Annotated in this window: 28 protein-coding genes; all 28 read right to left on the reverse strand. The window is 48.9% G+C overall.

Annotation, left to right across the window (positions count from 1 at the left end; all coding sequences use genetic code 11):
- Positions 1 to 49 precede the first annotated feature (49 nt).
- Positions 50 to 619 (reverse strand): hypothetical protein, encoded by a 570-nt coding sequence (locus tag CPZ25_RS05540; protein ID WP_096919599.1) that lies wholly within the window; start codon positions 617 to 619, stop codon positions 50 to 52.
- Positions 620 to 622: 3 nt separating this feature from the next.
- Positions 623 to 2,176: a hypothetical protein gene (locus CPZ25_RS05545; RefSeq protein WP_096919598.1), complete on the reverse strand. Its 1,554-nt coding sequence runs from the start codon at positions 2,174 to 2,176 to the stop codon at positions 623 to 625.
- 12 nt (positions 2,177 to 2,188) lie between these two features.
- The gene (locus CPZ25_RS05550; RefSeq protein WP_096919597.1) at positions 2,189 to 3,658 is read right to left on the reverse strand and encodes a leucine-rich repeat protein; all 1,470 of its coding nucleotides are present in this window, start codon (positions 3,656 to 3,658) and stop codon (positions 2,189 to 2,191) included.
- Entirely contained in the window at positions 3,658 to 4,284 is a 627-nt protein-coding gene (locus CPZ25_RS05555) for a hypothetical protein (RefSeq protein WP_133067077.1), read from the reverse strand. Before CPZ25_RS05555 ends, CPZ25_RS05550 begins: the two co-directional genes overlap by 1 nt.
- Positions 4,285 to 4,293: 9 nt before the next feature.
- The gene (locus tag CPZ25_RS05560) at positions 4,294 to 5,403 is read right to left on the reverse strand and encodes a hypothetical protein (protein ID WP_096919595.1); all 1,110 of its coding nucleotides are present in this window, start codon (positions 5,401 to 5,403) and stop codon (positions 4,294 to 4,296) included.
- Positions 5,404 to 6,681, reverse strand: a complete 1,278-nt coding sequence (locus tag CPZ25_RS05565; RefSeq protein WP_096919594.1) for a phage tail spike protein — start codon at positions 6,679 to 6,681, stop codon at positions 5,404 to 5,406.
- Entirely contained in the window at positions 6,681 to 7,394 is a 714-nt protein-coding gene (locus tag CPZ25_RS05570; RefSeq protein ID WP_096919593.1) for a phage tail domain-containing protein, read from the reverse strand. The genes CPZ25_RS05565 and CPZ25_RS05570 overlap by 1 nt, the downstream gene beginning before the upstream one ends.
- On the reverse strand, positions 7,387 to 10,365 hold the full coding sequence (locus CPZ25_RS05575; protein WP_096919592.1) for a hypothetical protein: 2,979 nt from the start codon (positions 10,363 to 10,365) through the stop codon (positions 7,387 to 7,389). The genes CPZ25_RS05570 and CPZ25_RS05575 overlap by 8 nt, the downstream gene beginning before the upstream one ends.
- A gap of 209 nt (positions 10,366 to 10,574) precedes the next feature.
- Positions 10,575 to 11,150 (reverse strand): bacteriophage Gp15 family protein, encoded by a 576-nt coding sequence (locus CPZ25_RS05580; RefSeq protein ID WP_096919591.1) that lies wholly within the window; start codon positions 11,148 to 11,150, stop codon positions 10,575 to 10,577.
- Entirely contained in the window at positions 11,147 to 11,524 is a 378-nt protein-coding gene (locus CPZ25_RS05585) for a DUF6673 family protein (protein WP_096919590.1), read from the reverse strand. Before CPZ25_RS05585 ends, CPZ25_RS05580 begins: the two co-directional genes overlap by 4 nt.
- Before the next feature lie 16 nt (positions 11,525 to 11,540).
- Positions 11,541 to 12,050 (reverse strand): hypothetical protein, encoded by a 510-nt coding sequence (locus CPZ25_RS05590; RefSeq protein ID WP_096919589.1) that lies wholly within the window; start codon positions 12,048 to 12,050, stop codon positions 11,541 to 11,543.
- Positions 12,051 to 12,065: 15 nt separating this feature from the next.
- Positions 12,066 to 12,488: a chloramphenicol resistance protein gene (locus CPZ25_RS05595; protein ID WP_096919588.1), complete on the reverse strand. Its 423-nt coding sequence runs from the start codon at positions 12,486 to 12,488 to the stop codon at positions 12,066 to 12,068.
- A complete protein-coding gene (locus tag CPZ25_RS05600; protein ID WP_096919587.1) occupies positions 12,485 to 12,883 on the reverse strand; it encodes a minor capsid protein in 399 nt (132 codons plus the stop codon). The genes CPZ25_RS05595 and CPZ25_RS05600 overlap by 4 nt, the downstream gene beginning before the upstream one ends.
- The gene (locus tag CPZ25_RS05605; RefSeq protein ID WP_096919586.1) at positions 12,883 to 13,233 is read right to left on the reverse strand and encodes a DUF6751 family protein; all 351 of its coding nucleotides are present in this window, start codon (positions 13,231 to 13,233) and stop codon (positions 12,883 to 12,885) included. Before CPZ25_RS05605 ends, CPZ25_RS05600 begins: the two co-directional genes overlap by 1 nt.
- Before the next feature lies 1 nt (position 13,234).
- Positions 13,235 to 13,585, reverse strand: coding sequence for a head-tail connector protein (locus CPZ25_RS05610; protein WP_096919585.1), 351 nt, complete (start codon positions 13,583 to 13,585; stop codon positions 13,235 to 13,237).
- Positions 13,586 to 13,601: 16 nt separating this feature from the next.
- Complete coding sequence (locus CPZ25_RS05615; protein WP_096919584.1) at positions 13,602 to 14,786, reverse strand: phage major capsid protein; 1,185 nt, start codon at positions 14,784 to 14,786, stop codon at positions 13,602 to 13,604.
- A 6-nt stretch (positions 14,787 to 14,792) separates the two neighbouring features.
- Positions 14,793 to 15,320 carry a phage scaffolding protein gene (locus CPZ25_RS05620; protein WP_167495172.1) on the reverse strand — a complete coding sequence of 176 codons (528 nt, stop codon included), beginning with the start codon at positions 15,318 to 15,320 and terminating at the stop codon, positions 14,793 to 14,795.
- A gap of 141 nt (positions 15,321 to 15,461) precedes the next feature.
- Positions 15,462 to 15,671, reverse strand: a complete 210-nt coding sequence (locus tag CPZ25_RS05625) for a hypothetical protein (RefSeq protein ID WP_096919582.1) — start codon at positions 15,669 to 15,671, stop codon at positions 15,462 to 15,464.
- A complete protein-coding gene (locus CPZ25_RS05630) occupies positions 15,671 to 17,587 on the reverse strand; it encodes a phage minor capsid protein (protein WP_096919581.1) in 1,917 nt (638 codons plus the stop codon). The genes CPZ25_RS05625 and CPZ25_RS05630 overlap by 1 nt, the downstream gene beginning before the upstream one ends.
- Positions 17,587 to 19,221: a phage portal protein gene (locus CPZ25_RS05635; protein ID WP_096919580.1), complete on the reverse strand. Its 1,635-nt coding sequence runs from the start codon at positions 19,219 to 19,221 to the stop codon at positions 17,587 to 17,589. The genes CPZ25_RS05630 and CPZ25_RS05635 overlap by 1 nt, the downstream gene beginning before the upstream one ends.
- Positions 19,222 to 19,225: 4 nt before the next feature.
- A complete protein-coding gene (locus tag CPZ25_RS05640; protein ID WP_096919579.1) occupies positions 19,226 to 20,572 on the reverse strand; it encodes a PBSX family phage terminase large subunit in 1,347 nt (448 codons plus the stop codon).
- Positions 20,556 to 21,305 (reverse strand): terminase small subunit, encoded by a 750-nt coding sequence (locus CPZ25_RS05645; RefSeq protein WP_096919578.1) that lies wholly within the window; start codon positions 21,303 to 21,305, stop codon positions 20,556 to 20,558. The genes CPZ25_RS05640 and CPZ25_RS05645 overlap by 17 nt, the downstream gene beginning before the upstream one ends.
- Before the next feature lie 92 nt (positions 21,306 to 21,397).
- Positions 21,398 to 21,904: a sigma factor-like helix-turn-helix DNA-binding protein gene (locus CPZ25_RS05650; protein ID WP_096919577.1), complete on the reverse strand. Its 507-nt coding sequence runs from the start codon at positions 21,902 to 21,904 to the stop codon at positions 21,398 to 21,400.
- A gap of 193 nt (positions 21,905 to 22,097) precedes the next feature.
- Positions 22,098 to 22,331 (reverse strand): DUF4406 domain-containing protein, encoded by a 234-nt coding sequence (locus CPZ25_RS20365; RefSeq protein WP_167495173.1) that lies wholly within the window; start codon positions 22,329 to 22,331, stop codon positions 22,098 to 22,100.
- A 125-nt stretch (positions 22,332 to 22,456) separates the two neighbouring features.
- Positions 22,457 to 22,666, reverse strand: a complete 210-nt coding sequence (locus CPZ25_RS05660; protein ID WP_096919574.1) for a hypothetical protein — start codon at positions 22,664 to 22,666, stop codon at positions 22,457 to 22,459.
- A complete protein-coding gene (locus CPZ25_RS05665) occupies positions 22,663 to 22,908 on the reverse strand; it encodes a hypothetical protein (RefSeq protein ID WP_096919573.1) in 246 nt (81 codons plus the stop codon). Before CPZ25_RS05665 ends, CPZ25_RS05660 begins: the two co-directional genes overlap by 4 nt.
- Entirely contained in the window at positions 22,901 to 23,341 is a 441-nt protein-coding gene (locus CPZ25_RS05670; protein WP_096919572.1) for a PDDEXK family nuclease, read from the reverse strand. The genes CPZ25_RS05665 and CPZ25_RS05670 overlap by 8 nt, the downstream gene beginning before the upstream one ends.
- A 328-nt stretch (positions 23,342 to 23,669) precedes the next feature.
- Complete coding sequence (locus CPZ25_RS05675) at positions 23,670 to 26,351, reverse strand: DUF927 domain-containing protein (protein WP_096919571.1); 2,682 nt, start codon at positions 26,349 to 26,351, stop codon at positions 23,670 to 23,672.
- Positions 26,352 to 26,357: the final 6 nt, after the last annotated feature.

A 26,357-nucleotide genomic window follows, 5' to 3' on the forward strand; every position in this document is an offset into this window, starting at 1 on the left:
GGTATTAAAAAAAGACCTTCTGGTCTCAGATTCTCACATTTTGCACCTCCTACACTTCTGTCACAATGTACTGAATCTTATAATTTTCAGCCTTGATGTATACCTGACTGGCGATAAACAGCCGGGCGGTGGCGATATCGGTCGTTGGCGTCGCCTCAGCCACAAAGCTGTTTTCAAGAAGATTGCACTGCATAGCTGCGCCGTTTCCAGAAGCCTTAACTCCAAGGGCCGCATTGAAGGCGTTGGTGTTTGTGCTGCCGTTTGTAAGGCTGATGCTGCCGGACAAGACTTTGATCTCCAGACGATACTTCCTGCCCTTGGGCAGAATGGCGGTGGTGATCCAGCTATCCGGGCGCCCCGTGTTATTCAAAAATTCCGGTGCAAAGCAAAGATTCATGTTGCCGGTACTGTAGTAGGTTCCGTCAAAGGTGACTATTCCATTTTCTTCGGTGTTGATGGAAAGCCCGTTTAGGATGGCGCTTTTCCCATCCGACCAGAAAGGTTTTAACAGGTTGGTTTGCTTTTCCCAGTATAAGGAGTTGCCTTTATAGACGGCTTGATGGTAATGACCGGCAAAATAGATGGCTTGATGCTGTTTTCCATTAAACTGAATGCCCATGGCTCACTCCTGTATGAAATACCAGGTATCCGGATCTGGACTCGCTGGCATTGACGCCACAGACAGCATTTTAGGGGATCGGTCCAGTGACGTGACAAGAGCCCATTGTCTATAGAGATCGCCATAGTTGTCCTCAAAATACTGGTACAGATTCAGAGTGTCGGTGTTCAAGTAAAGATCACCGTCCGCATAGGGCAGGTGATTGCTCGGGGAGCTGTCTGTTGCCGGCCTCTCGCCAGTAATGGCCGTCCCGGTAAGAAGATGGCAGCCCGCAGTACTTCCCATCCATATCCATTCGGTGTTTCCACTTTCGCCGTTATAACGATACTGATAAAGATAACCGGTAAATTTGTTCAGATAATATTTGCCTTCGACTTTCTCAAGTCCGGTGCCAACCTCCTCGCCGACTGACTGCCACCCACCGACTACGCTCGCCCCCACTTCCAGAATGTCGTTGGAATTCACCGTTCCTCCGCCAGATGCGCCCTGGGGAATGACAAAATCCAGAATCGCAGCGGCTTCTGTTCCGGAGTTTGTCACGGCTGCGCTGCTTCCAGGCGCTCCGGTCGTGACCGTTCCTACGGTAATGGTCGCACTTTTACCGGGATCTCCGGGCGGTCCTGCAGCTGGAAAACCCGTATCGGTATCACCGATAAACCAGTTTCCATTATCACCAATGGCGGGCGTATCTCCTTTATCGCCCTTGTTTCCGGTGGCTGAGATCCCCGTATCCGTGCCGCTGATCCACCAATGCCCATTGTCGCCGATCTCCGGCGTATCTCCAGCATCTCCCTTTATTTTGCCGACATTGGTCCACGCGCTGTCCGCCAGGGTCCAGACGTACAGGTTCCCATCGATCATATAGGCCCGGCCGGGTTCTCCGACCACCGGCAGCTCCGCAGTTGATTCCAGAGTGCCCAGAATGGACAGTCCGGCTCCTTCCTTACCCTGTTCTCCCGGCGGCCCGTCTAAGTCTCCAGCCTCGTATTTTTCTTGGAAGGTCTGGCCGTCGGTGAACACTACGTCCTCGGCGGTAAAATTGTCAACGATGGCCTGGGCGTCATCTTTGATCTTGGTCATATCCTGGAGTATCTGATCCGCGCTGCCGATGGTTTCATTGATCTGCGCCGCCAAAGCGATCAGCTGTGAAATCAGCGGCGCCTCTGGATCAAAGGGCTTTGTGCCCAGAATGGAGGGCGGGATGGTGCACCGGGCCTTTTCGGTCTGCCAGATCCGTGTGGCCTCCTGCCACTTTGTGATGTCCTCGCAGTCCGCCAGCACCAGCATAAAGGACAGCTCGCCGGCTACGTTGGTCAAATGCTTTCCAATGAGCCAGCGCACAATGATCTGATCGGCGGTGACCGTCTTGGTGGCCGTGTCGATGAAGCCGCCCGCAGCATTTTCATAGAGAAAAAGCGGCGTTAAATCCGACAGGTCCTCATCGTACTGGGTCCGGTCCAAAACAAAGTCTACGAACTCGGTGCCATTGTCGTACTGGACGGCCAGGACGGTCTGGTATTGTAGTTCGATTTTTCGGTTACTAATGGCGATTTTCATGTTGTCTCCTCCTTATGCCAAAGTCCATCCCTTGTTTGTGGCAATGGCTTTCTGTTCAGTGGTCAGCTTGGCCAGGTTATCGACACCCATGGTCAATGTTTGGCCTGAAGCCACTTTAAGGTTGTTAAGGACTTCCACAAGGGCCTCTGTGGTAAACTGGGTGGATGCACTGATATCCAGATCGTACTGAATATTCTTTAAATGGACTTCTCTCATGCTGGTGCATCCCTCCAAAATCGACTCGCTGTAAGGCGCCTGGTCCATATCGATGGCCGGGATACACGCCAAGGCAGCACAATTTTGGAAGCAGGCGCTGGCGTCTGATGCTTGAATGATGTACGGCGGCAGGTTAACCGCCTTAAGCTTGCTGCATCCTGAAAAGGTCCCATACAGGTAGGTGTTAAACAGAGGTGCTTCAAAGTTGATGACTTCCAGGTTGGTGCAGTCTTTGAAAGCTTCATATAAAAATTCACCACTCAGGAGGGTATTGCTGCTGAAATCAATCCTTTTAATGTTGGAAGACATGGTAAACACGGAGCCTGTGCTGGCATAGAACCCGCCGCTGAACCGGACATACTGCAGTGCGCCGGATGCGCCCACCATCCCTGAATCATCGGGATTGATAAAAAGACAATCCAGATAGATCAGCTTGGTTGTGCTCATGTATTCGTAATCTTCTTTTGCCGCACCGCTGTATTCAACCACCACGGCGGAATCCCCGGAAAGAGCGGTCACAAAGCTGTTCAGGCTCGCGTTCTCCAGATATCGGAAACAAACTTTACAGTTCACCAGAACTAAAACATCAAAAGCCGGAAGTGCCCAGTCAATGACCTTTCCGGATGTTTTCACAATAAACCAGTGTATTTTCTTCGTACTGTCCACCAGGCTGTCCGGACATTTTGTTTCATCCCAGGTGTGGGTGACGGCGGTCTCTGCCGTACTGCTCGCGTAAGTTTTTCCATCGCTGGTTTCAATGGAATACTGGTTCGTTCCACCTTTTTTTAATGTAACGGCCACACTGCTGTAGGTCATTATCAGTGCGTAGGATCCGGTCACCCCAAGGGCACCAACCAGATCATTTGCCTTTTCCCGGCAATAGACAACGTCCTCATGAAAAAAACCTTTGCCTTCGGGCTCAGCTTCTGCCTTTCCTGCAATATCAGCGATTTTTCCAGCATACTGAGCAAAGGAAATGCCAGTGTCCACCGAAACCCCTTTTGCCTCAATGGCCTGCTTGATGGAGCCTTTGCTTATCTCGATGTTTTCAGCCAGTTCAACGGCGGTACCAGTCACTTCTGGATCGTTAATGATGGTCCGGAGTTTTTCGGAGACGGTATCCTCTGTTGGAATCGCGGCGATTTTGTCCGCGTATTGCCGGAAGGTGGTTTCTGTCGGTATGGCCACTCCGTGTTCTTCAATTGCCCGCCTCAGGCACAATTTTGTGTCAAGCAAGTAATTCAGTTTATCGTTGACAGTTCCCATCAGATCACCTCCCCGTTGATGGCATCAATGGAATCCACATAGGTGACGGATTCTCCATTGATCGCATCGATCATATCCACAAGACTGTTAATCAACCCCTCTGTCTTGGCGGCTTCCTCTGTTGCCTTCTTTTCGGCTTGTTGCGCCTTTTGGGCATCGCTCTGAACTTCTGCTCCGGCCGCAGTAACGGCACTGGCAATGGCCAGCATTTGCATAATAATCGGTTCCTCCGGAACCGCGTAGTCATCCCCCACCAGGCTTCCGGTGATGTTGGACTTTGCGATATTGGTGGACCAGACCTTTTCGGCGCTTGGTAAATCCTCATAGTTCGCTGCGCTTAAAAAGGTCAGCCCAAACAAAAAGCGGCCGTTGACGGTTGTCAGGGAGCGGGTAACGCTCCAGCTGGCCTGTATTTTATCCCCAACTAACGCGGTATTCAATGCCTCAAAGCGTGTGCCCAGTTCGTTGGAGTAGACGATAAAGCCGCTCATCTGTGACAGGTCGATATCACTTTCGGTAAAACGGTCCAGGACAAAGCAAGCGGTTTCTGTCGCGTTGTCATTCTCCACAGCGATGGCTGTGGTCTGGTCGATCTGGATGTCTCTGCCAATCACTCTTATTTCCATAATCTTTTTTTACACAGCAGCATGGAAAATGCTGCAAGCTCCTTTCGATGAATCTTTTACGACAACGTAATAGCCATCCTTTGGAATATAATACAGTCCGTCGGGGGCTGTGAAATTATTTTGAACATTCTTCCAATTGATGAGATCGTAAGATACCCTGAAAACGCCTGTTTCAAATAGAACATAAAAACCGCGTTCAGGATCATAAGTCAGCATACTCGGGAAGCCACCGAATCCATCTTTAAAAGTAGCAATTTCTGCGTATGTGTAGTCCTCCTTGAGCAAAAACAGGTAATCGTTTCGTTGATCTTTCCAGATTGTTATTCTATAAAATATCTGGTTGTTTAAATAGCTGGCCTTAAAAAGATCGCCGTCCTGAAAATTCCTGACAGTGTAAGTTAAATCTTGTTGAATGCTGGCAAATACATCTTCTTCTTCATCGTAACACCCGATTCCGTTAAGATAAAACGGAACTTCTGCATGTCGTTGCTTGACGGCCCCCACTATTCGGTTTCCGCTTCCAAAGTTCGGAACGACTGCAATAATATTCGTTCCATGCGCTGTGTGTCCATCCAGCGAGGCCTTTCCGCCCATCCACAGATATAGATCTTTTCCATCGTAAATCACATCATTAAGACGGTTCTCTGCATTCAAAAATCCAAACTGCTCAATGCCTGACCCTCTGACCGTTATATATTCCCACATATCACCAAATTCAGAATAGTAAAAAGAGCACCTTAAACTGTCTTCTTTTAACATTAAATCGGTGTTGTACGTAGAGAATTCAATCGGGTCCATGATGATGACAAACCCTTTGTGCGAATACGGAACCCGTTTTCGCGGCGTTATGGTCAGGTTTATTCCGGACTGTGGTTTCCATTGATGATCTGCTTTGTCATAATACAGAATCGCTCCGTCAGAAGTGTAATAAATATAATTGCCATCTGCGTTATAGTATAGGTTACCATAACCCATCCACTGAAAATTTAAGCTGTTAAAAAAGTGGTCAATGCTAAATCTGTCTGGCCATATCTTTTGCCCATCAATCCAGGCTTCCCGCATATGCCGGCCGCTAACGACCAGGTCACTGGCCTTTTTCTGGTTATAAACAATGCTCATTTATGCCTCCACATCACACACGAGGTACAAAACCCCGCTTTCTTCGTTTGCCGGCGGGTAAGAATCAATGACTTCCCACCGGTACTGGCTCACCTGCTGCACAATCCCACCCGTATAACCGCCGGTCCCGCCGCCCGCGGACGGGTCATAGGTGCCATTGACCTTTTCGTCCAGCTCATCCAGGCGGCTCTTGGTTTCTTCCTCATCGTCGGTGAAGGTATAGACCGGGGTGCCAATCTCGATTTTGTTGTACTTGCCGGTCAGGGCATTCCAGTCTACGGAGATGCAGCGGGATACAAAGGCAATATCAATCTTTTTATGGTAGCAATGAACCGTGTCCCCGATGTTCACCGTCTCAAGGACTGCGAAGTCTTTATACTCGGTGGTGTTGGCCAGACAAGCCATATTGATTTTGTGGTTGAAGGACGGTCTATCTGCGCCACCGGTATAAAGCGCCCTGCATCGGCTGCGGAGCTCCTCCTGAGCTTCGGACAGCGTAGCAAAGCCTTCCTCATCAGGATCGCCGGCGTTTTTCTTAACCTTCACATCTTCAAAGGTCACCTTCCGCTCATAGATCAAGGCATAATCGTTTATCTTCGGGCTATCCACATAGGCCGCCGCCGGATCCAGGGTAATGCCGTCAAACCCAAAGGGGTATATTCTTGTGATAACCGTGTCCATGCTCTGGCGTTCTTCAATCTCCAGAAGATTTTTGCCAAAGGCGATGGTAACGCCATTGTCCTCCCCGATCTTGGTATTAACATAAACATCAAAGTTATCAAACAGGCACTCGCCGCCCCACCTGGAGATATAGGTGTTGCTTTTTTCCCCACAGATGGCCTCTACCACGTTCTTGACAATGTAATAGGATGTGTTTACCTTTGTGATGTCGGAATGTCCTGTAAAGGACGTTTTATCCAAAATAATGGCAAGGGCTTCCTGTCCGTTTTTCTGGGTTGGCCGGACGTCCAGAAGGATGGTGTTGATCAGGTCAAAGAAAATATGCCGAGCGTAGATGACCATCCGATCCATCTTTTTCTGTGTGTCATAGATTCGAAATAGCTGCCTCTTGCTGTAGGGGGTGGGGCACCCGATGATGGCTTCATTCTGTAGGTACCGCCAGCGCCCTTCTGCATCAAAGGGGTGCTCCATCTCAATTTCACACTGTCCGTTCAGTTCCATGATAAAATTGCATTTACTGGGCTGAAGAACCATATCGCCGTTGTCGGTAAAAGCGGCAGCTTTCAGTTCGGTTCGGCTGTTATACACGTTAATCATTAGATTTTCCTCATATTGGTGATAATTTTGCCTGTAAAGCCATCGGTTAGACTAAGGGTATTCTTCCCTGGCAAAAGAAACAGATCGGAAAACTCCCCGGTCATGGCCTTATTGGCAAAAATGCCCTGGCTTTTATAGCAGAGCTGTTTTTCAGTGTTGATGGTCAGTTCCCCGTCAATGGTCAAAGGGATGGCGTTACCATTGACAGTCAGGGTACAGGCTCCGTTTCCAGTGATGATGTAAATCGGGCGGCTGACTGCAGCGTTATTCATGAGCTGATCGGTGAGATTAACAGCCACGTCGCTGGCGGCCTGGTAGCGGTAAGGGTCGCAGGTGAATTTCGCTGTGAACTGCCCGTAACGCCGGTACTGGATTTCAATTTCTGACATTTCAACCTGATGCACCCGATAGAATGAACGTTCATCTACGGACAGAAAAAGCCGCGGGTCGCTTGTATCCTTAAGCCAGCGCTTTACAATGTCAATGGCATCCTCGTTTTTCTCAAGATCCTGGATCTCCATTTCCAACGGGATAACAATATCATCATAAGCGTCCTCCTCGTACAGCAGGCCATCGCGCCCCGGGATGGTAATGGTATCGTAGCGTTTTTGTGGTGTCGGTATCTGAATGGTCCCAAGCAGCTTTACCACGACTCCTGTAATTCCAACCGCGTCGGACCGATACCCGTTATATTGGATGTATGCTTTAGACATTGACTGGTTTCTTTCCTTTCGCGATATTTTTTGATACCTTTTCCCGGCTGACGTTACTGACTACCCGGGGCGTTGTTTTATCCGCGATCCTTTCGGTATCCAGATAGATCGGCGGGGTTTCAGCGACAACGGTAATGGGCGCGGGGTCCGGGGCGCTGACATTCACGACAGGCGCTTTGCCAGTAATCTCCTCAAGACCCCGGTTCGATAGATTCACGCCGATGTCCGCCGCTTCCATATGGACCGCTCCCGACATCCGGTCAATCATATCCTCGCTGAGGTGATCCACTGCTTTCAGAGCTTCTTTTTCATTAAGCTTTATCCCGACGCCGATCCCCGGCGGCAGCATCTTTCCGATCTCATCCCGCATTACATGCGATGGCGAATTAATGTTAAAGGCTTTTTTGAAACCATTAATGATGCTTGATCCAAAACTGCTGATCTTTTCCATCAGCCAGCTGCCCATGCCAGTAATGCCTTCCCAAAGCCCTTTAATCAGATTTTTTCCAATGTCTTTAATTGCTCCCATAAAAGACGTAAAGCCTTGAACAATGGCCCGAATAATCTGTGGTATGGCCTTTACAATGCCTGCAATAATGGCGGGCAGATTCTCAATCAAAGCACAAAAGAGCCGGATCCCGGCGTCAATAAGCATCGGGATAAGCTGGAGCAAGCCGTTGATAATTCCATTAATCAACGTCGGCAGCGCTTCACATATCTTTGTGATAATTTCAGGCAAGGCCTCGATCAGAGCCATAAACAGCTGAATCCCGCCTTGTATGACAAGGGGTAACAGCATAATAATCGCATTGATGATCGCGTCAATGATCTGCGGCAGCGCGGACACAATGGCTGTGATAATCTGGTCCATCGCCCCAATCAGGGCTGTAAAGAGTTGAATGCCTGCCTGTATGATCTGCGGCAGCAATGTCATCAAAGCGTTAATGATGCCTGTAATCAGCCCCGGCAAGGCTGCTGCAATCATTTCAATAATAGTTGGTAATGCCTGAACAAGTGCCGTAAACAGCTGGACGCCGGCCTGAACAATCATCTCGATTCCCTGAAGGAGACCATTGACAACGGTCATGATAATCTCAGGCAAGGCCTCGATGATAATCGGCAGGGCCTCAATGATTCCTTGTAATAGCCCCATGACTAGCTGTAAAGCAGCGTCCAGAATAATAGGCATCAGCCCGATCAGGGCGTCCACGACGGTTTGAATTAACGTCGGTAACAACTCAATGATCTGTTCGATGACTACCGGCAGCACTTCCACAAGGGTCATAAAGAGTTTTAGCCCCGCTTCAATGATAACCGGAACGGCTTCAGATAATATCTGGATAACAGACGTGATCAGCTCCGGCAGTAAGACTGCCAGCTGGTCAATCACCGTGGGCAGCGCTTCCAGTAAACCGGAAAACAATTGGATGCCGGCGTCAACCAGCATTGGAACCGCATCGGTAATAAAATCGACGATCATCTCAACCAACTGTGGTAAAAACGCAATGATCTGTTCGATGACCTTCGGAAGCGCTTCAACCAACGCTGAGAAAAGTTTTAGCCCAGCCTCAATGATCGCCGGAAAAGCGCCCATAATAAAATCAATGATCGCCTGGATCAATGTCGGCAAAATAGCGATCAACTTCTCAAGGACAACTGGGACAGCCTTTACCAGACCACTCAGGAGTCTTACTCCTGCATCTAAGATCAAATCAAGGGAATTGGTTAAGGTTTCCGCAATGGCGAGTACTAAGTCGGGCAACATATCCAAAAGCATTGGAATGGCCTCTGCTATGCCTTGCATTAATCCTTCAATCAGCTGGATACCCGCTTCAATGAGATCGGGCAGCATATCGAGCAGGACAATGACCAATTCATGGATGGCTGAGATAACGGCTGGGATTAACCGTGGCAGAGCCTGGCCGATCCCTTTTGCCAGTTCAGTGATCAAACTGATCCCCAGGGCCAGCAATGCCGGCAGCATCTCAAGTATGCCGTCAATTAAAATTTCGAGAGATTCCATCACCGCGTTGATAATATCTGGAAGATTCTTTTGTATGCCGCTGATAAGCGACTCAATCAAGGAAATGGCTGTTTCAACAACCTTTGGAATGTATTCTGTAATCTTCTTGACGATGTCTGCCAGTACAGATCCTACCTCGGATACCAGCCCCTCCAGACCGTCTTTCTCAAAGGCTTCATTGAGGCGTTTGCCCATCTCTCCAAGAAAGGTGACGGCCTCCGTTGCAGCTGGCAGGAGTTCTTTTCCGACAGCTCCGGCAAGGTTGGTTATCTGCAGCTGTGCAATACGCAGCTGGTTGGCCAGGCTGTCAGATGTTTTCGCAAAGTCGCCCTGGGCATCCGCGGTCACGGACATCAGATATTGATATCGAAGGGTGGCCTGTTCGGCCTGGGTCATGCTGTCATAGGTCTTGTCAATTCCCTGGCTTAAAGCAAAGGCCTCCAGATTGGCCACAGACATATTAATGCCGAGTTGCTTCAGGGGTTCGGTTTCTCCTGAAATTCCAGCCCGGATTTTTTCAAAGGCGACTTCGTGGTCAAGATTGTAGAAGGAGGCCATATCCCCTGCCAAACCAACCATATCCATGGACATCTGGGTAACTTCACTTCCGGCAAGACCCATGGACTTCAGCATGGCGCCAATGGTCCCATTGAACTGCTTGGCATCCAGTTCGGCCATCCCAAAAGAGGTCGCCGCATCTTTGGCCCACTGATTAATCTTATCTGCGTCTGCGCCAAAGGTGGTGTCAACAACATTCTGGACCTCGGTTAAGTCGGAGGCCAGCCTTACAGCTTTAACGCCAGCGGCCGCCAGTGCCGTGCCGGCGGCAGCGACACCAACCGCCATTGATTTCATACCGTCAACTGCTGTATCTTTTAGTTTTGCTAATCCTTTTTTAAAGCCGCTTGTCTCCAGGCCGACTTCAACTTCTAATTTACCATCTGCCAATAACCTCACCACCTTCATGATTGGTTATCGGCACAACGGCACTACTTAACCTGTTTTCCTGCTTTTATTTTCAATTCAAATATACGGCGGCAGTGTCGGGCTTTACATTTCAGCCGTATGCCACTGGCCTCTGCCGTTTCTGTGAAAAATAGGTTCATCTCATGCCCGCAATGGGGACATCTTACTTTTTCAATGTTAATCACACCCCTTTAAAAGAACGAGGATAGCGCGGTGACCATATCCTTCTCACGCTGTTCTTCCGTGCGATAATCCGGCAATTGATACTGTTTCTGCAGCTTGCGGTAAAGATGGCGTTTCTCAGGTGGCATTTTACTGTCAATTTTTACAGAGCGGTAGCCCATTATTTTGACAATCTCATTATCCGCTTTCAGACCGTTAAATAACCGTCGAAAAACCCACCAGTGCATAAACTCAACTTCTAACAGATTGATGCCATACTGATCCAGAAAAGCTGAAAAAATATACCCTTCATCGGCTTTAAAACTATAAACCTGTTTTGGATGGCGGCTTGATTCAGCTTCCCGAGACTTTTCTTCTTTTCCACATTGATAAAACCAGAGCATCTTCTGCGCTGCCATTTCGATGTTTGCCGGGATACCTTCCGGATAAAAAAGAAGGAGCGTGGCAGCAATGACCGCTCTTTCATCTCCCCGCTTCTCCTGCATATTCACCTCAAAGGCGGCCATAACGCGATAATCCGGATCAATGGGATAATGATGGCCGTCGACTTCCACGGTTTTTGGTAACCGCTGTGTAAAAATCATTTTGTTTCAAAACGTTTGATATTGCTTCCATCAACGACTGCAGGGCCGGCAGTCAAACGCTCCATTTCCTGGTTCCGCTCTGCAAGCATGGTATTAAAATGCTGGATTTCGTCCACCACCTGTTTAAAGGCATCGCAACACTTGATATAATGCTTCTCACCTTTAAACACTTCCTCGGCGGCCCCTTTTCCAAACACATCATCGAAAAAAGCATAAACCAGATCACACTCCTGCTGAATGGCTTTGCTTAAAGACTTACCGCGTTCAATGGTTTTATGCTTTTCGCTAAAATCTGCCAGTGCTTTTTCTGCCGCGTCTGCAATCTCCGCATCCATCAAATCAAAGTTAAGCTTTACTCCATTAATTTCTAACATATTTCTCTCTCCTCACTCAGACTTCTGGCGTTTCCGGATTGCTTCCACTGCTCTCAGTAAACGTGCATACCGTATCGTTTTCGGATAAAACAACGGTCCCAAAGACTTTTTCACCTTTTACTTTTAAGTTGCCGGAATAAGTATAAGCGTCGGTGCTGTCACCTTCTGTATCTGGAACGATGGCAAAGGACCGCTTTACTGCTTTTTTGCTCGCGATGTCCACCAGAACAATGTCACGGATCGCGTCATTTCCAGTCAGCTCGTTGTCCGTAATTTTCACAATATCCTCGAGCACGGGATTTCCATTGTACATATCAAAGGTATAGGAAATGGATGGGCTATACCCGGTTACGTCGGTCTGCTCAAAGTCTTCATCCACATATTTCCGGCTGTATTCAGAAGGGTTTTTGCTTTGCGACATATCTGTAAAACCCTTCATCCGGTTAAAAGTCGGTTCACCGCCTTCCTTGGGCACACCAAAAAAAGCGACCTTCCCAGACCGTTTTACCAATTCACCAATATTCATTTTTAATTCCTCCTGTTATTCGGTATAGACGAGGCGGCACTGTATGACATATTTTGCCTCATCGCCTTCGTTTTCTAATAGATAGCCATTGCTCAATGTTTCAATATACTGGCTTTGCCGTCCCCGGTCCAGTTTCGGAAGATTCCCTGCCTCAGACTGCTCTTTAAACCAGTATTCCAAATCTTCATAAAAGCGGTCATTTTCCAGGTTGTTTTCACTGTCAATCCCATAAAACTCACGGGAGCAGAAATGGAAAACGCACTGCTTCATCCCGCCGCCGTCCGTATAATGCTTAACCCACGGGTCTGATGGTACCTCCACAATGGAGCAGGATTCCACGACATCTGAGATGAAATTAAATCCAACGGACCGATGGTTTTTCTTGATCAGATCACATTGATCCTTGATATAATCAAAAACACTTTCTAAAATTGTCATTTCTTTTTAAACCTCGTATAACGCGCCAATGATCGCAGTATTTGATCCTTATTGTCTGCCCACATCCGATTGACCCAGAAGGGGCCACGCATGGGTGCGCCAGCGAATTTTAAGTTTTTCTTCGTCACTTTCTTCGGCGGAGGACCGACCATGACTTTTCCATACCAAAGATAGCGCGCTTTAACCCTAGGATATAAAAGGGATTGCCTGGCCGGTAAAATACGGCTGCTGTTTTTTAAACTTCCTGTGTCCATTGGTGTGTAGGGATCACTTCTGCGTCTGGCTTCATTTAGCAGAAATTTCTGAGCAGGTCCACCCGGATTAATTTTCAATCTTGCCAGTATTTTGTGCTCCCGATCCATTTTCAGACGGATTTTAACGTTTGACTTTGACATCAGGCGCACCCTAACTCGATGTGACCAAGGTTCTTACCAAGCTTTCGGTTATCTTGAATGGAGATAACGGACACGCCGCTGTCACTTTCGACCAGGCGGCGCAATTCTTTTCCGGATGCCTCACCGTAGTCCTTAATACCGTCAACGACAAAATCAGCTTTCCTTATGTCCACATCCGGCAAGACACTTGAACAGGGAATAAAAACCGTGATCATATCGGCAGACTGAAGTCCTTTGTCGGTGACAGAAGTTTTTCGTTCTCCCTGCCAGTTAACACCTCGAATAATCTGATTGCTGACGGTTCCATCTTCGGTGATTCGGACGATGGTAATATCTGTGTTGGTTTGCATTTTAGACCCCCTGATATAAAAGGCCTGTCCCGATCAGGAAGGGATAAGCTGCGTTGTAGCTTTCCTGTTCAAGGGTCTTTCCATCCGCGTTGGCATAGGACACAGAAGCCTTACCAACACTTTCTGAAGCAATCCCACCCTTCCCGTCATCATAGGTCTTTCGAACTTCCGTTACAGCGCAGGCGGCGTTTTTAACAGCATCGTCAATGGGCTGTGTCTTATCAATACGGTTATAGGTGATCGCATCTAAAAAGGCCGACGCTTTAAGCGCCAGCCCGTTGAATGTTCTTTCTTCTGTAATTTCTGTTCCAAAATAGCTGTTCTGGTAGTAGTTAAAATCGGCGTAAATCATTTTACGCACCTCCTGATCAGGCGTTTGGAATCAATGTGATGTCCTCTGTGACCGCGGCGCCTGCAACGGTGATGGTTTCCTTGAAGGTTTTAAAACCGTTCTTTTTGATGACCGCTTCATAATCTCCTGATCTCAGACTAAAGACGGCCGTTCCATCGACTCCTGTTTTCAGCCTTGCGCCGCTGACATCAACGGTGGCTCCTTCAACAACGGCGGGGCTATCCGCGTTGTCTTTAACCGTAAACGTAACGGCCTGTGTGGTGGTTGGTGTTGCCGGCTCGATGTAAGCAAAAGGACAGCTCAAGCGATCTTCATCCATGCGGGTTGCTGGATTCGGAAGCGCCCAGCCCATGCGGAACACCACGCGCAGCGCAATCATATCCTGCTGCGCAAGGTTGTAGATGATTGCTTTTGTCGTGGGGTCTTGAATAACGCCCTGATCCAAAATTTTCACCGTAATATCCTGACGAATCGCGTAAACGGCCTGTGACCAGTCCCCGACAATCATCTGTGCGACGGATTTATCAAAGGATCCGTTTGTTGGAAAGTGCATGGGCGCGCCGTCAAGAGCATATTGTGTGGCTCCCTGCATGGTGGTCATGAAAATCGGCGACCCATCGGTATCCTTCAATCCTCTTAATTTCGACCGCATGGCCATGGACGCCATAGCTCCGGTTGACATATAGCCGTCATCTTCAATCTTTGCCAGTACCCCGTTTTCACCCATAATCAGATCAAACATATTGCTGGAGCCGGATGTTACGTTGTTTCCCGCCTGTCTGGCCCGAGTGATAATATCACTGGTCCATTCTGCCGGACGGTTATTCCCAAAAATAACCGCGCTGTCCACGCGCTGACCGATGGCTTCGACCACTCTTGGCTGGATCTCACCCATAATATCAAAACTGGCATCATCCAATACGGCTTCTGGAATTGGCACAATAACCGCCAGTTCTGCGGCCGTAAGATAAACATTATCCCATGCCTGTTCAGACACCTGTTTATAACCTGTATCACCATTGACCCAGTAAGCCATGGGCAACAGATCCAATACAGGGATCCTTGTCTGTTTACTGGTCATGTTGGGCAGCTTGCGGCCAAGCTGCATGAAGATGGACTGCTTTGGTGTGTCCTGAAAAATCGTGTTGCCCAGTTGCTCCTGAATGAGCGCTTCGGCCCTCTCTCTGTTTACAATTGCCATAATTTATTACTCCCTTCCAAACACGGCTCTGAAAGCCGCGTTCGCTTCATCTTTTGTTGTTGTTGGCTGCGATCCGCTCCCGGTAGCTGAAGCCGTAAAAGGCTTGGGATCCGGTTCGGATTCAAATAGATAATCATTGTCGGTTTTAAGCTTTTCCAGCTGTTCTTTTAACCCGACAATCTCGTTGCCGTTCTGTTTGAGGCCATCCATGTTCAGCAGCGCCTTAACCGCCACAGCGTTTTTAGCTCTTGAATCGGACAGTGCCTTTTCAAGCGCATAGTTGAATTTCATGGTTTCAATTTCCTGCTGCGCTTTCGTCTCTGCTGTTTTTACTGCTTCTTTCCAGTCTGGATCGTAACCCTCCAGTTTTTTATTGGCGGTGCTGAGTGTGGACTCTGCGGTATCTGCCCGTGTCTTTTCCTGGGCGGTTTTCTGTTGTTCGTCCTGAAGCGCAGCCTGATGATCTGCAAGAATCTGAGTCACCGCCTCAACGGACAGGCCAAGCTTCTCTAAACTTTCTTTGTCAAGTGCCATAGATATCTCCTTTCGTGGCATAAAAATAAGACCTCTCGGCCTTTGCTTTTAAATGGATTCATTTATTTTTATGGGCCAATGGGCCTCACCTCCTCAATTAGATATGAAAAAACCACCTTCAGCGCTTTTTGCTATCGGTGGTTACGCATAGTCATCATCCGGATCAAGCTCATCCCACCCATATTCTTCGGAAAGGATGTCCCGGCCAGCTACAGCACTCTGTTTTATTTTTTCATTCAAACCCTCCAGGGTTTCATCAAGGGGAATCATTTCTGTTGGGATCGGTTCATCAAACAGTTTTTCATATTGTTCATTGAGCCGTTTAAACGCTTTTGTCGTTGGATCAATCATCACAGACCTCCTAAAATTTTCTTGAATTCCTTCATGGCAGATGGAAAATAGTGCTCCAGTACCTTGCGACGCTCCTCGTTAAACTGCGCCTCAAAAAAATGTGCGAAGGCTTCAGAGGGTAGCTTATCCGGACTGCTTTTCCAGTAACTTTTTCGATGGCACCATGAGCCCACGCATTTATTTCCGCTCATCCCACCGAAAAGATCCGATACGGCCGAGTGTGTGTTATCACTGATCTCTTTTGAGATTGCCGACCGTACATCGTCGATATACTTGATGTGATGCTTGTCTTGGTAATCCTTAAGATACTGCTTATAATCAGCCTTAAGCGCATTTGAAAGTTCGACGCGGCTTTGTCCGTTAATTCGGGTGGCGTGATCAATGTAATGGCCATGCTCATGAAAATAGGTCACACCCGCCCCTTTCGGGTTTCGTTCATCAGCAGCAAAATTCATGTAGACTTTATTTTCCTTCGGGCTATAATGCGCAACTCCTTTTTGTGTTCCGCTGCCAATGGAATCCGTTGGAACATATTTTTGAAAAACGCGCTTCGCCTTACGTGTTCCGTTGTCAAAACGGTCCTTAATTGCTGCTTTATAATTTTCTGAAGCGCCATGCTGTCCAACATGACTTTCAAAAAACCGGGTCTTCCTTGATTTAATTATAGCACCCTTCTGCTTTTCTGCAAGCTGCTTCCAGTAATTTCGTTCCGCCTGGATTGCTTTTTGACTGATGCTACGGTCAAACTGGTAAACCTGATGTCGTTCAGGCTTTATCCGCAAATCGGCTGCTCTACTAAAGGTTTGATATTCCTTTTTTTGCCGCCTCAACCTTACACTTGCAGTGGTAAAAGCCTCCGTGTCGTCTGCGGCATTGTACCCAATCAATTCCCGTTTGGTTTTCCGGATGGATCTCTCAATTTCTCTCTGGTGCTGATTCGCAGTGTAATGGTCATATTTCCGGCCTTTGTAGAAAATGGGCTCTGGATCGATGTTTTTGAGCTCTTTGTCTGTCCAGGTTCTTTTGGAAATCCCAGGCCAGAAGTTGTTATAGTCGTGCCGGCAATTCCAGCCTTTGAGGCCTTCACCTGTGCCAAGACCGGTGGCCTGATATAAATTGGGATATTCTTTTGTGCTTCCCTTTCTGCAATAGACCTTTCCCTGCCATCCGGCATGGTTTGCCGGACCACTACCGGTATTTCTCGCCCCGGCGTGGGCTGTTACCTCAACGAAATTGCACCCCGTTTCCTCTCCCAGAGCATCAGTCATCTGACCACTGAGCTGATTGGCACCGGTTAAGGTCGCCCTCCTGGCCGCGACATCCAGATGATTGCTCCATCCGCTGGCATAGTCTACGGTTCGTAAGCCGCTGTCTGCCATTTTTTTGATAGCCTGACGGACCGCGCTATTGTAATCCAGGGCGCCACTCTGAACCTGCAGCTGCACAAAGTCCATCTGATCCTGAAAGTATTTCGCGATCGGTTTAAAAACGATCTTGCCTTTTACACGCTCCGCGAACCCCAAACTACCTGTAATATTTCGTATTTCACCTTTTGTCTGATGGAGTATGGCTTCAAATATCTGGCTGAGTTCCTCATGTGTGCGGACGTCTACGGCTTTTTTGCCCAAGGCGTTCAATGCGGTATTTTCAGGCTTCAACATCTCTACACCCCACTGTTCAAACAGGTAATCCAGCTGCTTATCGCTGACCTGGAGAGCCGTCTGGACTGCTTTTCGAATTGCTTCGGTTGAGAGCCCCATCTCTTTTGCACGGCGGGCCTGCCATTTGGCAGTTTCTGTCATCGTACCGGCGCTTGTGATCCGTCTTACAAAATCCTGAATGATGAAGTCTTCCAGATCCTGAAACAGACCAGTCATGCTGTCGGCAATCAAATCATATTGAGCTGGCGTAAGCATTATTCAGACCCCTCAATAATCTTTTTGGCTTCCTCCTTGCTGATGCCGATGGCAACGGATATCAAGTTGATTGTCTGGCCAATGGTCAATTCCCCTTTGCTGTACTGGCCGATGATCCCCAAAAGCGATTGTGTTTGCGCGCCATTCAACGTTTTACCGGCAATCTCTTCCGCGGCTTCAACCTCATTAGAACGCTCGGCTTCTACTGTACCACCACTGTTAGGACCAGATACGGACAGGCCCACGTCGAAGCTTTCCTCTGTGTCCGGCATCATCTCCAAGGCCTGCTCATCGGTCACGCCGTAGCGCCATTTCAGATATTCCTCTGGTTTCAGGATGCCCGCGGCAACCTCCTGCATCCGGATCGCTTGTTCGGTTTCAGTGTCCACGATAATACTGTCATCAAAGTTAAAGCTGATTTCATAATTGCCGGCCGGCGTAAGGTTCCACTGATCCGCATAGACGTTCATGGCATCGATCAGGTCTTCCAGTGCTCGTCTCAGCGCTTTTTGGAGATCGGAAACCGTTGAGTAGCTGCGCTGTTTACTGGCTTTGATCTCAGTTGCGGTTTTATCCACCATTTGGACATCCGACAGGGTGCCATAAGCTAAACCGCATTCAAACTCAATGCGCTGCAGGTACTTATTTAATCCGTTAAATAAACTTTGATCACGTATATCTGGGGAATATTCCTTGTAAAAGGGTTCACTCTTTAATCCGTTTTTTATGTCCAGTGTCCGGTAGAGCTTTTCCATTCCACCCGGCAGAATCGGATTCCCAAAGCTGTCCATATCATAAAGGCTGGCATCGGCAAAAACTGCGGGCTCTTTTAGCTTGTATTCCTGGATAATCCTGGAATACTGCCGATCGGCCACCTCAAACATATGCGCCTCGTCAGCTGTCGCAAAAACAGACACGCCGAGCGGGGATGAATTATCGACCCGGTTGGCCTTTGGTACTCTGAAATAGCCATAAAGTGGTATTTTTACCCCCTTCAAAAAAGCCGTTGGCTCAAGGGCGGCCCATTCATCAACCGCCGATAACGGAATCTCACTGCCGAGAATCCGCTCGTTTTTGCTGGCGTAAGCCTTGTTAATCACGGTATAGCCGTTTGAATTGATCTTGTGGCCTTCAAAACGCCTGAATACCTGACCCCCGCGCCGCTTTACGTCCACGAAGACTGCTGCGGTCATACGACCAGAGCTGTCAAAGGATACCGGAACAAATGAGTCTGCCTGGACAAAGTCAATGGAAATACTTTCCCCGTCAAAATAGGGTTTTAATACCAGGCCGCCTTTTGCGCAGCCATACTCTAAATAAGTTCGGATGTCTTCGAGAAACCCTTGATAAACGTCATTGAGATAATCCGCCCTTGGGCTTCCGGTAATTTCACTTTTCATCTCGATGGTCGTTAGCCTTGAAAGTTCTGATGCTATGGAACCCGGCAGCCCAAGGGTAAAAATCAGATCGCGTTTTGACACCCATAAAGGGGCGTTGTTATATAAAACCGTCCAGTTTTCAATGCCGCGAATCATGGCCGGCGACACCGTCGCACCGACATCAGTCACTCCGCCCTTCATAGGAATCAGCTGATCAATAATGTTTTTTGACCATTGTACAATTTGCGCAAGCACCTGCTCACCTCCCGATCAGTCTTTCGATGTTCCGCTCAAAGGTGTATTCAAAACCATCTAAGGTATCAATATCACTGGTGCCATCGTCAAGACGTATATTTTTTGTGACTTCTTTTGGATCCCAGACCGCTGAGCATAACGCCAGAATTAAGCTCTCGCAGCCATCGCCATAAATAAAAAACCGACCCTGTGACATCAGCATATAGGTCGCCCGGATCCGTTCATTAATTTGTTCTTTGTAAGAATCGTATATTTTCAGCCAGCTCAGTCCGGCTTTTTTGGCTGAACTGCGAAGGCCGCGAATCAGCACCTGCTCAGCGCTGTCTGCAAATACAGCTGTGATGAATCCATATTTCATGACCACCTTCTGGCAAAAGCTTACAAACAGCCGTCCCAGATCCTCTGGGTCAATGTCGCCGAAATGCAACTCACTCTCCAACGCAATCAATTCGGTATAACCCGGCGTAATCGCAGTCGCAACAAAAGAATGGCCGGAGCCGTTACCACCAAAGTCAACCCCAATGTTGATTTCCTGCAGGTTTCTTGGTTTTTCGGTCCGTAAAAACCGGCTGTCCTGCACAGCAATGGAATCGGCAAAGATGCGGTAGATCAAGCCTTCTGCCACACAGCGCTTGCCTTCAATGTCCCGCATATACCAAATACTTGCCGGGTCGTACTGGCTGATGATCTCCTGGATCCGCTGTTCTGGGATGTTCACATTGTCAAAGATAGTAAAATGCTCGTAATTGTAACCACCGAGCAGTTTTCCTTCTTTGTCCTGTTTTGCATATTTGTCAATATACTTGATGTAAATGGGAGCCTTCGGGTTATCCGGGTTCAAGTCCCAGAATATTTTTCGGTTGTCCGCGGCCAACAGCCGGTTCATGGCCTCCTGGATCGTCTTTTCATGATGGAGATTGATTTCTGTCGCAATCCACATACCGTAGGAGTTCCCGCGTATTTTCTTGAAACTGTCGGCTTTTGCTCCACCGGCAAAAATTACAATGCGCTGCCGGTTGCCCGTCGATGGCCCTTTGATATACAGACACTCATTCCCTTTATATTTTCCCCAATGGCTCTGGTTACGGAAGATCCACTCTAGTCCAAAGCCATTGGCGTCACCAATGTTTAGCTTAGCGTTGGCCGCGGTGGAGCCTGTGGCCAGGTGTATCTTGTCCTTAGTGGTTTTGAGCTCATGCGCGAAGGCGTAGACGTTATCGATGGTTTTCCCTGCTCGAACGGCGCCTTCAGCAAAATTGAAGGTACTGTCCTGGCATTTTCGGATATAAGCCTGGTGCTTTGCGGCGAAATTAAACGGGATGGTCTTTTTCTTTTTAATCTGAACCGCCATAGATCACCTCGTCAATTTCAGTTAAGTCCTCAATTTCTTCGGGCTCACCGTTCATACGCTGCACCTCGGCTTTATATTTGTCGATCCGCGCCTGCTGCTCGGGGTTAAAACTTGTATATCGGTCCGTCAGCCATTTAAGGGCCTGCATCCGGTCGGCCAGTTTCACAGATACGCCGGCTTTTCCTTCCTTGACCTCGGTGATCAGCGTGCCGTCTACCTGTCCGGAATCTTTTAAAACAACGCCGCCGGGTCCAAAACTCGCGTAATCCGTCATATCGGAAAAGGCGATATCCATGTATTTTTGAAACAAATCGTCCTCGGACAATAACTCCCGGTTCAGGCGGTTCTGCTTAAGGCGTTCTATTTCGGATCTTACTCCAACATTTCCTAACAAGCGGGGGCCAGCAACTGCGGCTGTTTCATACCCGCAATCATAAGCTTTCTGATAAGCTTTCGTCGCATTGAAACAACGAATATAATGCAAGCAAAACAGGCGCTGTTTATCACTTAGACCACCATTGCCCATGACCTGCTCAACTTCTTCACGAATAACCTTCTGGTCCTTCCTTTTGGTTGCAACTTTTTTGGTTGCAGGGTTGCAACTTTCTTTTTTCCAGTATCGGGCTGCCCAGGACTTTACAGCGGATAGGCTAACGCCGTATTTTTTCGCGATATCTTTGTATTTCATGCCCTCGAGATAATCCTGATAAGCTAAATCTCTTGTGTCCGGCAACCACCTCACCTCTCTCTTTTGCGTACGAAAAAAGACCACAGCTCCTGCCGTGGCCTTATCTTAAATTTCTATACTACCAGATTAACACATTTTCACATGACATTGTATGACATCTTTATGTTTTTTAGTGCATCATTGTGAATCCTCTGAATATGCCGAAATGAATACCCCATCCTAACGCATATTTCCTCCAGATACAGCCCATCCACATACTTGTAATACAGCACCAGCTGCTCCCGGTCATCTGACAACGCGTCAATGGCTTGCCCGATGTCCCGGCGTAAGGCTGTTGCCCGGTAGATCGCTTCCTGCAACTCCCGATCAAGGGCGTCCATCTCGGCAACGATGTCTTCAAGGGTAAGATGTTTCCCTCCCCGGACGATGACCGGCGGCATTTCGTTGCGGCGGCGCTGTTCCCTGGTCAGCTTGTCCTTGTCCTCCTGCTTGTCGATGTATTTAAAATAGGTCGGCGCAGTGGTGGTACAGGTTGCCCGCTCCCGCCAGCGCTCCTTTTCAGCTTCCAGTCGCTTTATGCGCTTTTCGGCAATGCGGTACCGCATTAACCATCTTACTTTTCTTTGTCGTTCTTCGCTTGTCATAGATCCTCCATATTATCTCTCTTACACTCCCCACCCCACTCCTCCGGGCACTCCCAGCGTTCTTTGCAAGAATCACACGGCTCCTGCTCGACTGGTTCACTGAGCGCTTTTTCACACTCTCCAGTAAGCTCAATAAAGCATATGGTGCGCAAAATGCAATTTTCACAATCATACATAGCTATTCCTCCAAAGGTCATTTCACCACCTGCTCATAATACAGAACCTCGAGTCCCCAATTTTTAGCCTGCCCGAGCTCCGACTTGCAACCTTTGGACTTCTCCCAATCCCCGCACATGATGATGGCATCACAGGCCGCCAGCAGCGACATACACCGCGCCATGGCCTCATCCTCTGGTAAATATTCTGGAATCACGGCCAACGGCCGGACGAGCTTAATCTTATTATCTCCAGGGTGATCTCGGCACACATAGTCCTCCTGGGATAGTAAGATTGCATCTACACACTCTTGTTCGTGCCATTTATTTTCTGCCATCGTCCCTACGCTCGTACATGGGTGGGACAGGTAGTATATTTTTGTTGGATCGAGTTTAATCATGACCTTTCCTCCTCATACGGGAAGTCCTTCATAATCTGGACAATCCCTTTGATTTCGTTCTCCGACCAGTCCAGCGGTTCTTTGCTGTACAGGCTCTTTAGTTTAATATTCAACACAGAGCACATGCTTTGATACGCACACACCGCACAACAGGAATGCTGGCGGCAGGTCTTTTTCATTTGATTTAAATCGGTGAGCATCCTCATACAACCTTCTCTCCATACACATGATTAATCCGCGTCCGCAGATTCTTCACCGCCACGTCCCAGTTCCCCTTTTCTGTGGGCACGATGGTGTCAAAGGACCGGCGTTTCTCGCCTTTTGGCTGCACGTGTACCCTGAGCGCTTCCATCAAGGCCATTTTTATGGGCTCGATCAGGATCATGGTGCGCTCGTTCTCCAGTGCCTGCTTGATCAGCCCGGCGTATCTTTCCTGGTTTTCAGTCATATAGGATTTCCCTTTCTTGATAAAATTTACAATGGATACAATCATTTTCCGCAAAACTGGCGGGACGCGCCGCGCCTTTACATCGACCATGGGTGTCCTTATTGTCTTTCCGATAATCCTCACAATCCATCGCCGCTTTGTTTTCCTTCTGGTAGCCTTTCTCAACCGCCTGAATGAAGTCCTCCAGGCTTCTTGCGATAAACGCGCACCCGCCGGCGGCGTTGATCAGCTTGATATAATGCTCCTGCAGCTTCGAGGGCCGGCCTTTATCGGTTTTGGCCTCGCAGCAGATAAACATGCCTTTGTAACATCCCCAGAGATCCGGAAGGCCTTTGCCCTGGTAAGCGCCGCAGTGGATCTTTCGTATAAAGTAATCCGGGTGTGTTTTGCAGTAAGCTTCGATTTTATCGCTCACATCGCGTTTTTCATTCATATTTCCTCCATGTAACACTTCAATACGGGATTGTAACACAAACCGTAACACCATTTTGGATGCTCAAACTCGCATAAATACTGGATGTAACACTGTAACACCTTTTTTGGCAAAATACACTCACCTATATATAGGAGTGTGTTGCGATACTTTACTTTATTAAAGTATTTTGTTTTCCTCGCGTATAGAGGGTTTCCTTTTAAGTGTTACAGTGTTACATTCGATAAAAAGGTTTTAAAAAGTCTGTATTTCTGCGGTTTTGAGGGTGTAACACTTTCTTTTTTAAAAAGTGTTACACAAGTGTTACGGTGTTACATCTTGTAGCGCTTTACGCCGTATGGGTGTCTTCTAATTCATAAAAGTCCGGGTCGTCCAGGAGGCTGATTTGTTCGCCGTCCAATGTCTGATTGGTCTTGATCCGGACGCACCGGACCGGACAACCGTTGATCCGAACCGTGCAGGTGTTCTTCCCGCCGGATTGCGCCAGGGCGTCCCGGTCTGCCAGGGCGGATAAAACTGCCCGGTAGCTGAAGCCGGCCTTCTCAATATCCTCTGCAAGGCGGGAACCGATGATGCTGGTGTAGCCGTCCCGTTCAATCCGCCCCCATATGGCAATATTCTCCTGCATGGGATCGGCCCTGCCATCCATACCGATCTTCTGAAAATGAAACCGGTTGGATGCGATCCACGAGAGAATCCAAGCGTGGGCCCTTGTGGCCACGTCGATTTCCTCCCTGGTGGTTAGAAAAGGCGCCAGCTCCTCCACCGTCAGGGGCTTGTCGTCTTCGAAAATCATGTCGGTGGCAATCATATCGGCAAAGAGCAGCAGGGCCCCGGCAAGGCATTGTTTTTCAGTGGAGCCTCCTTCGATCAGTTCATCGTAAAAAGTGTCAAACTGAGGCCGTATGAGGCTAAAAACAGCCTCGTCCTGCAAGAATTGAACAAAGTGCTTTCCTGCAAAGCCGTAGTTCCCCTGCACCGTATTGGCCACGAGACGGGCATTTTCAAAAATATTTGTTTTACACCCAATTTCAACACATCGATTCTTGGCCCCGCCGCCGCTTGTGTCATTGCTCAGAGGCTGTTCGCCTGAGGACAGAAAGACGTTTTTCCACTTGTTCATCCGCTCAATGCCTCCGGCCTTGAGTCCCCGGATTTTCCCCTGCCCTTCGCAGAGGTTATAGACAATCTTGTCAAAACCGCCGCCATAGGAATCCTTGATGGTCTGGAGTTCATCCAGCACCAGAGGGATGGCGTAATTAAAGGCGGCTGCCCGTTCAAGGCCTACCAGTGTGGCGTTAAAGCTTCGTGTCAGCTTTCCAAGGACCGGGTTTCCCCAGACGGAGGCTGCGAGCATTAGGGCCACGGTCTTGCCGGCCTCGGTGCCACCCCACAGATGGACGAAAAAGGGCAGTTTTGCCATGGGTTCGATTAAACAGGAGGCAAAGCTTGCCGCCAGCATAATCTTGCCGATGACGCTTGTTTTACGGACATTCTGACACAGGGTTTTCCATGTCTCGTAATCGCCGGCTTCGGTGACAGCCTCGAATATTTCGCGGTTCTTGGCATCGCCGTCAAAGCGGATATCTTCCACATAGGGGCTGAAGGCGGTCCCGATCCATCCCATCCGGTCAATACTCTGGTAGGCTGGGATTTTATCCAGGTTCAGGCTTTCAAGATCGGCCAGGTACCGGATAAAGGCTTTGGCATTCTCGGAGTTGACGGCAATGCCCCGGTCAGCCAGTTCAATGACTTTGGTGCGGCTGGCCAAGGTGGAGCGTTCTACGATCAGGGTCTGCCACTTGTCATCCTTCAGAAAAGCCAGGGTCAGCTTTTCGGTCTCGGTGTCAATATTGCATAGGCGCTCGGTGATGATAACCGGATGACTGCAGGCATACTCTTTAAAGGCATCACCGTTGTTTTTTTCCACATTTCGGTAAACCCCGGAATCCTCGGCCACCCACTCGCCGCATTTCAATCCCTTGATGGGTGGATCGGTAAACTGAATGTCCCGGGACTCGGCCTGTTTCTTGGCCATGGCCCGCTCTTTCTGGTGGGCCCGCAGCAGGTTATTAAAGCTCTGGGTGACCTTGAGGCTGCGGGCTGCTGCTTTCATTTTGGCAATCTGTTTTTCCCGCTCGAAGGGATCCTTGATCGCAAAGATACGTTCAAAGGTTTCCCTTGAGAGGAGGCGCTCCACGTCTTCGGCATCCGCTACTCTTTTCAGGGTGTCTTTGCTCTCTGCGGCCGTAGCGGCCTGATCCTCGCCTTTGTCATAGCGCAGGGCAGAGTTTACAAGGGTTTCCACCTCTCCGGGCTTCAAGGGGACATCGCAGCACTGATCATTGGCAGCCTGAACAATGGCCATGATTTCAAAGTCGGTACGGCCCTTGCCCTGGAGGCTGGCAGCGTACCGGAAAAGGGTATCGTTGCGCTCGCCCTCTGGGATCTGCTCAGGCAGTTCAAACTTTGGACGGTCGCTCGTGCTGTTATTGACCATCAGCGCATAAAGGTCCTCGGGAAGTGGGACGGGCGCTTTATAATCAAAGGAGACTGCATCCCATTCATAGGTGCGGCCATTCGGATGAATGGACGGCGGCACAATAACATAGCCGCCGTCGCCCCGCACGTCCACGCCGGGCAGCACACCGGTACGGTTTCGGATTTCTTTGTCGGTTTTGAAATAGTAATGGGTGCCGCCGCCGCCGGTCAAAACCATCCAGGTCTCCGGAAGCGTTTCAAATTCGGATTCCCAGAGGCGCAGGCTGTCATAGCCATCCACGCCCCTGTCTGCGTCGACGTCAATATCCAGAACCACCATGCCGTGACCGGTGGCCATGGCAATGTTGGCATCCGGCCACTTAGACCACCAGCGGTTAATCTGTTTCTCGTCGGTCGTTGCGTCCTTGAGCCCGTTTTCGGTGAGGGGCGCTTTGCCCCGGGCAGCCACCGGAAAGACCGGGAAGCCGCCGCGGGCAAATTTCAGGGCGCTTGCTAAAAAGTTTGGCATGGGTTT

It is taken from the genome of Eubacterium maltosivorans, from assembly GCF_002441855.2.
Classification (GTDB): Bacteria; Bacillota; Clostridia; order Eubacteriales; family Eubacteriaceae; genus Eubacterium; species Eubacterium maltosivorans.

Coding starts and splice junctions, on each gene's coding strand:
- CPZ25_RS05540 (WP_096919599.1), bottom strand. CDS start 619: ATGGGCATTCAGTTTAATGGAAAACAGCATCAAGCCATCTATTTTGCC.
- CPZ25_RS05545 (WP_096919598.1), bottom strand. CDS start 2,176: ATGAAAATCGCCATTAGTAACCGAAAAATCGAACTACAATACCAGACC.
- CPZ25_RS05550 (WP_096919597.1), bottom strand. CDS start 3,658: ATGGGAACTGTCAACGATAAACTGAATTACTTGCTTGACACAAAATTG.
- CPZ25_RS05555 (WP_133067077.1), bottom strand. CDS start 4,284: ATGGAAATAAGAGTGATTGGCAGAGACATCCAGATCGACCAGACCACA.
- CPZ25_RS05560 (WP_096919595.1), bottom strand. CDS start 5,403: ATGAGCATTGTTTATAACCAGAAAAAGGCCAGTGACCTGGTCGTTAGC.
- CPZ25_RS05565 (WP_096919594.1), bottom strand. CDS start 6,681: ATGATTAACGTGTATAACAGCCGAACCGAACTGAAAGCTGCCGCTTTT.
- CPZ25_RS05570 (WP_096919593.1), bottom strand. CDS start 7,394: ATGTCTAAAGCATACATCCAATATAACGGGTATCGGTCCGACGCGGTT.
- CPZ25_RS05580 (WP_096919591.1), bottom strand. CDS start 11,150: ATGATTTTTACACAGCGGTTACCAAAAACCGTGGAAGTCGACGGCCAT.
- CPZ25_RS05585 (WP_096919590.1), bottom strand. CDS start 11,524: ATGTTAGAAATTAATGGAGTAAAGCTTAACTTTGATTTGATGGATGCG.
- CPZ25_RS05590 (WP_096919589.1), bottom strand. CDS start 12,050: ATGAATATTGGTGAATTGGTAAAACGGTCTGGGAAGGTCGCTTTTTTT.
- CPZ25_RS05595 (WP_096919588.1), bottom strand. CDS start 12,488: ATGACAATTTTAGAAAGTGTTTTTGATTATATCAAGGATCAATGTGAT.
- CPZ25_RS05600 (WP_096919587.1), bottom strand. CDS start 12,883: ATGTCAAAGTCAAACGTTAAAATCCGTCTGAAAATGGATCGGGAGCAC.
- CPZ25_RS05605 (WP_096919586.1), bottom strand. CDS start 13,233: ATGCAAACCAACACAGATATTACCATCGTCCGAATCACCGAAGATGGA.
- CPZ25_RS05610 (WP_096919585.1), bottom strand. CDS start 13,585: ATGATTTACGCCGATTTTAACTACTACCAGAACAGCTATTTTGGAACA.
- CPZ25_RS05615 (WP_096919584.1), bottom strand. CDS start 14,786: ATGGCAATTGTAAACAGAGAGAGGGCCGAAGCGCTCATTCAGGAGCAA.
- CPZ25_RS05620 (WP_167495172.1), bottom strand. CDS start 15,320: ATGGCACTTGACAAAGAAAGTTTAGAGAAGCTTGGCCTGTCCGTTGAG.
- CPZ25_RS05625 (WP_096919582.1), bottom strand. CDS start 15,671: ATGATTGATCCAACGACAAAAGCGTTTAAACGGCTCAATGAACAATAT.
- CPZ25_RS05630 (WP_096919581.1), bottom strand. CDS start 17,587: ATGCTTACGCCAGCTCAATATGATTTGATTGCCGACAGCATGACTGGT.
- CPZ25_RS05640 (WP_096919579.1), bottom strand. CDS start 20,572: ATGGCGGTTCAGATTAAAAAGAAAAAGACCATCCCGTTTAATTTCGCC.
- CPZ25_RS05650 (WP_096919577.1), bottom strand. CDS start 21,904: ATGACAAGCGAAGAACGACAAAGAAAAGTAAGATGGTTAATGCGGTAC.
- CPZ25_RS05660 (WP_096919574.1), bottom strand. CDS start 22,666: ATGAGGATGCTCACCGATTTAAATCAAATGAAAAAGACCTGCCGCCAG.
- CPZ25_RS05665 (WP_096919573.1), bottom strand. CDS start 22,908: ATGACTGAAAACCAGGAAAGATACGCCGGGCTGATCAAGCAGGCACTG.
- CPZ25_RS05670 (WP_096919572.1), bottom strand. CDS start 23,341: ATGAATGAAAAACGCGATGTGAGCGATAAAATCGAAGCTTACTGCAAA.
- CPZ25_RS05675 (WP_096919571.1), bottom strand. CDS start 26,351: ATGCCAAACTTTTTAGCAAGCGCCCTGAAATTTGCCCGCGGCGGCTTC.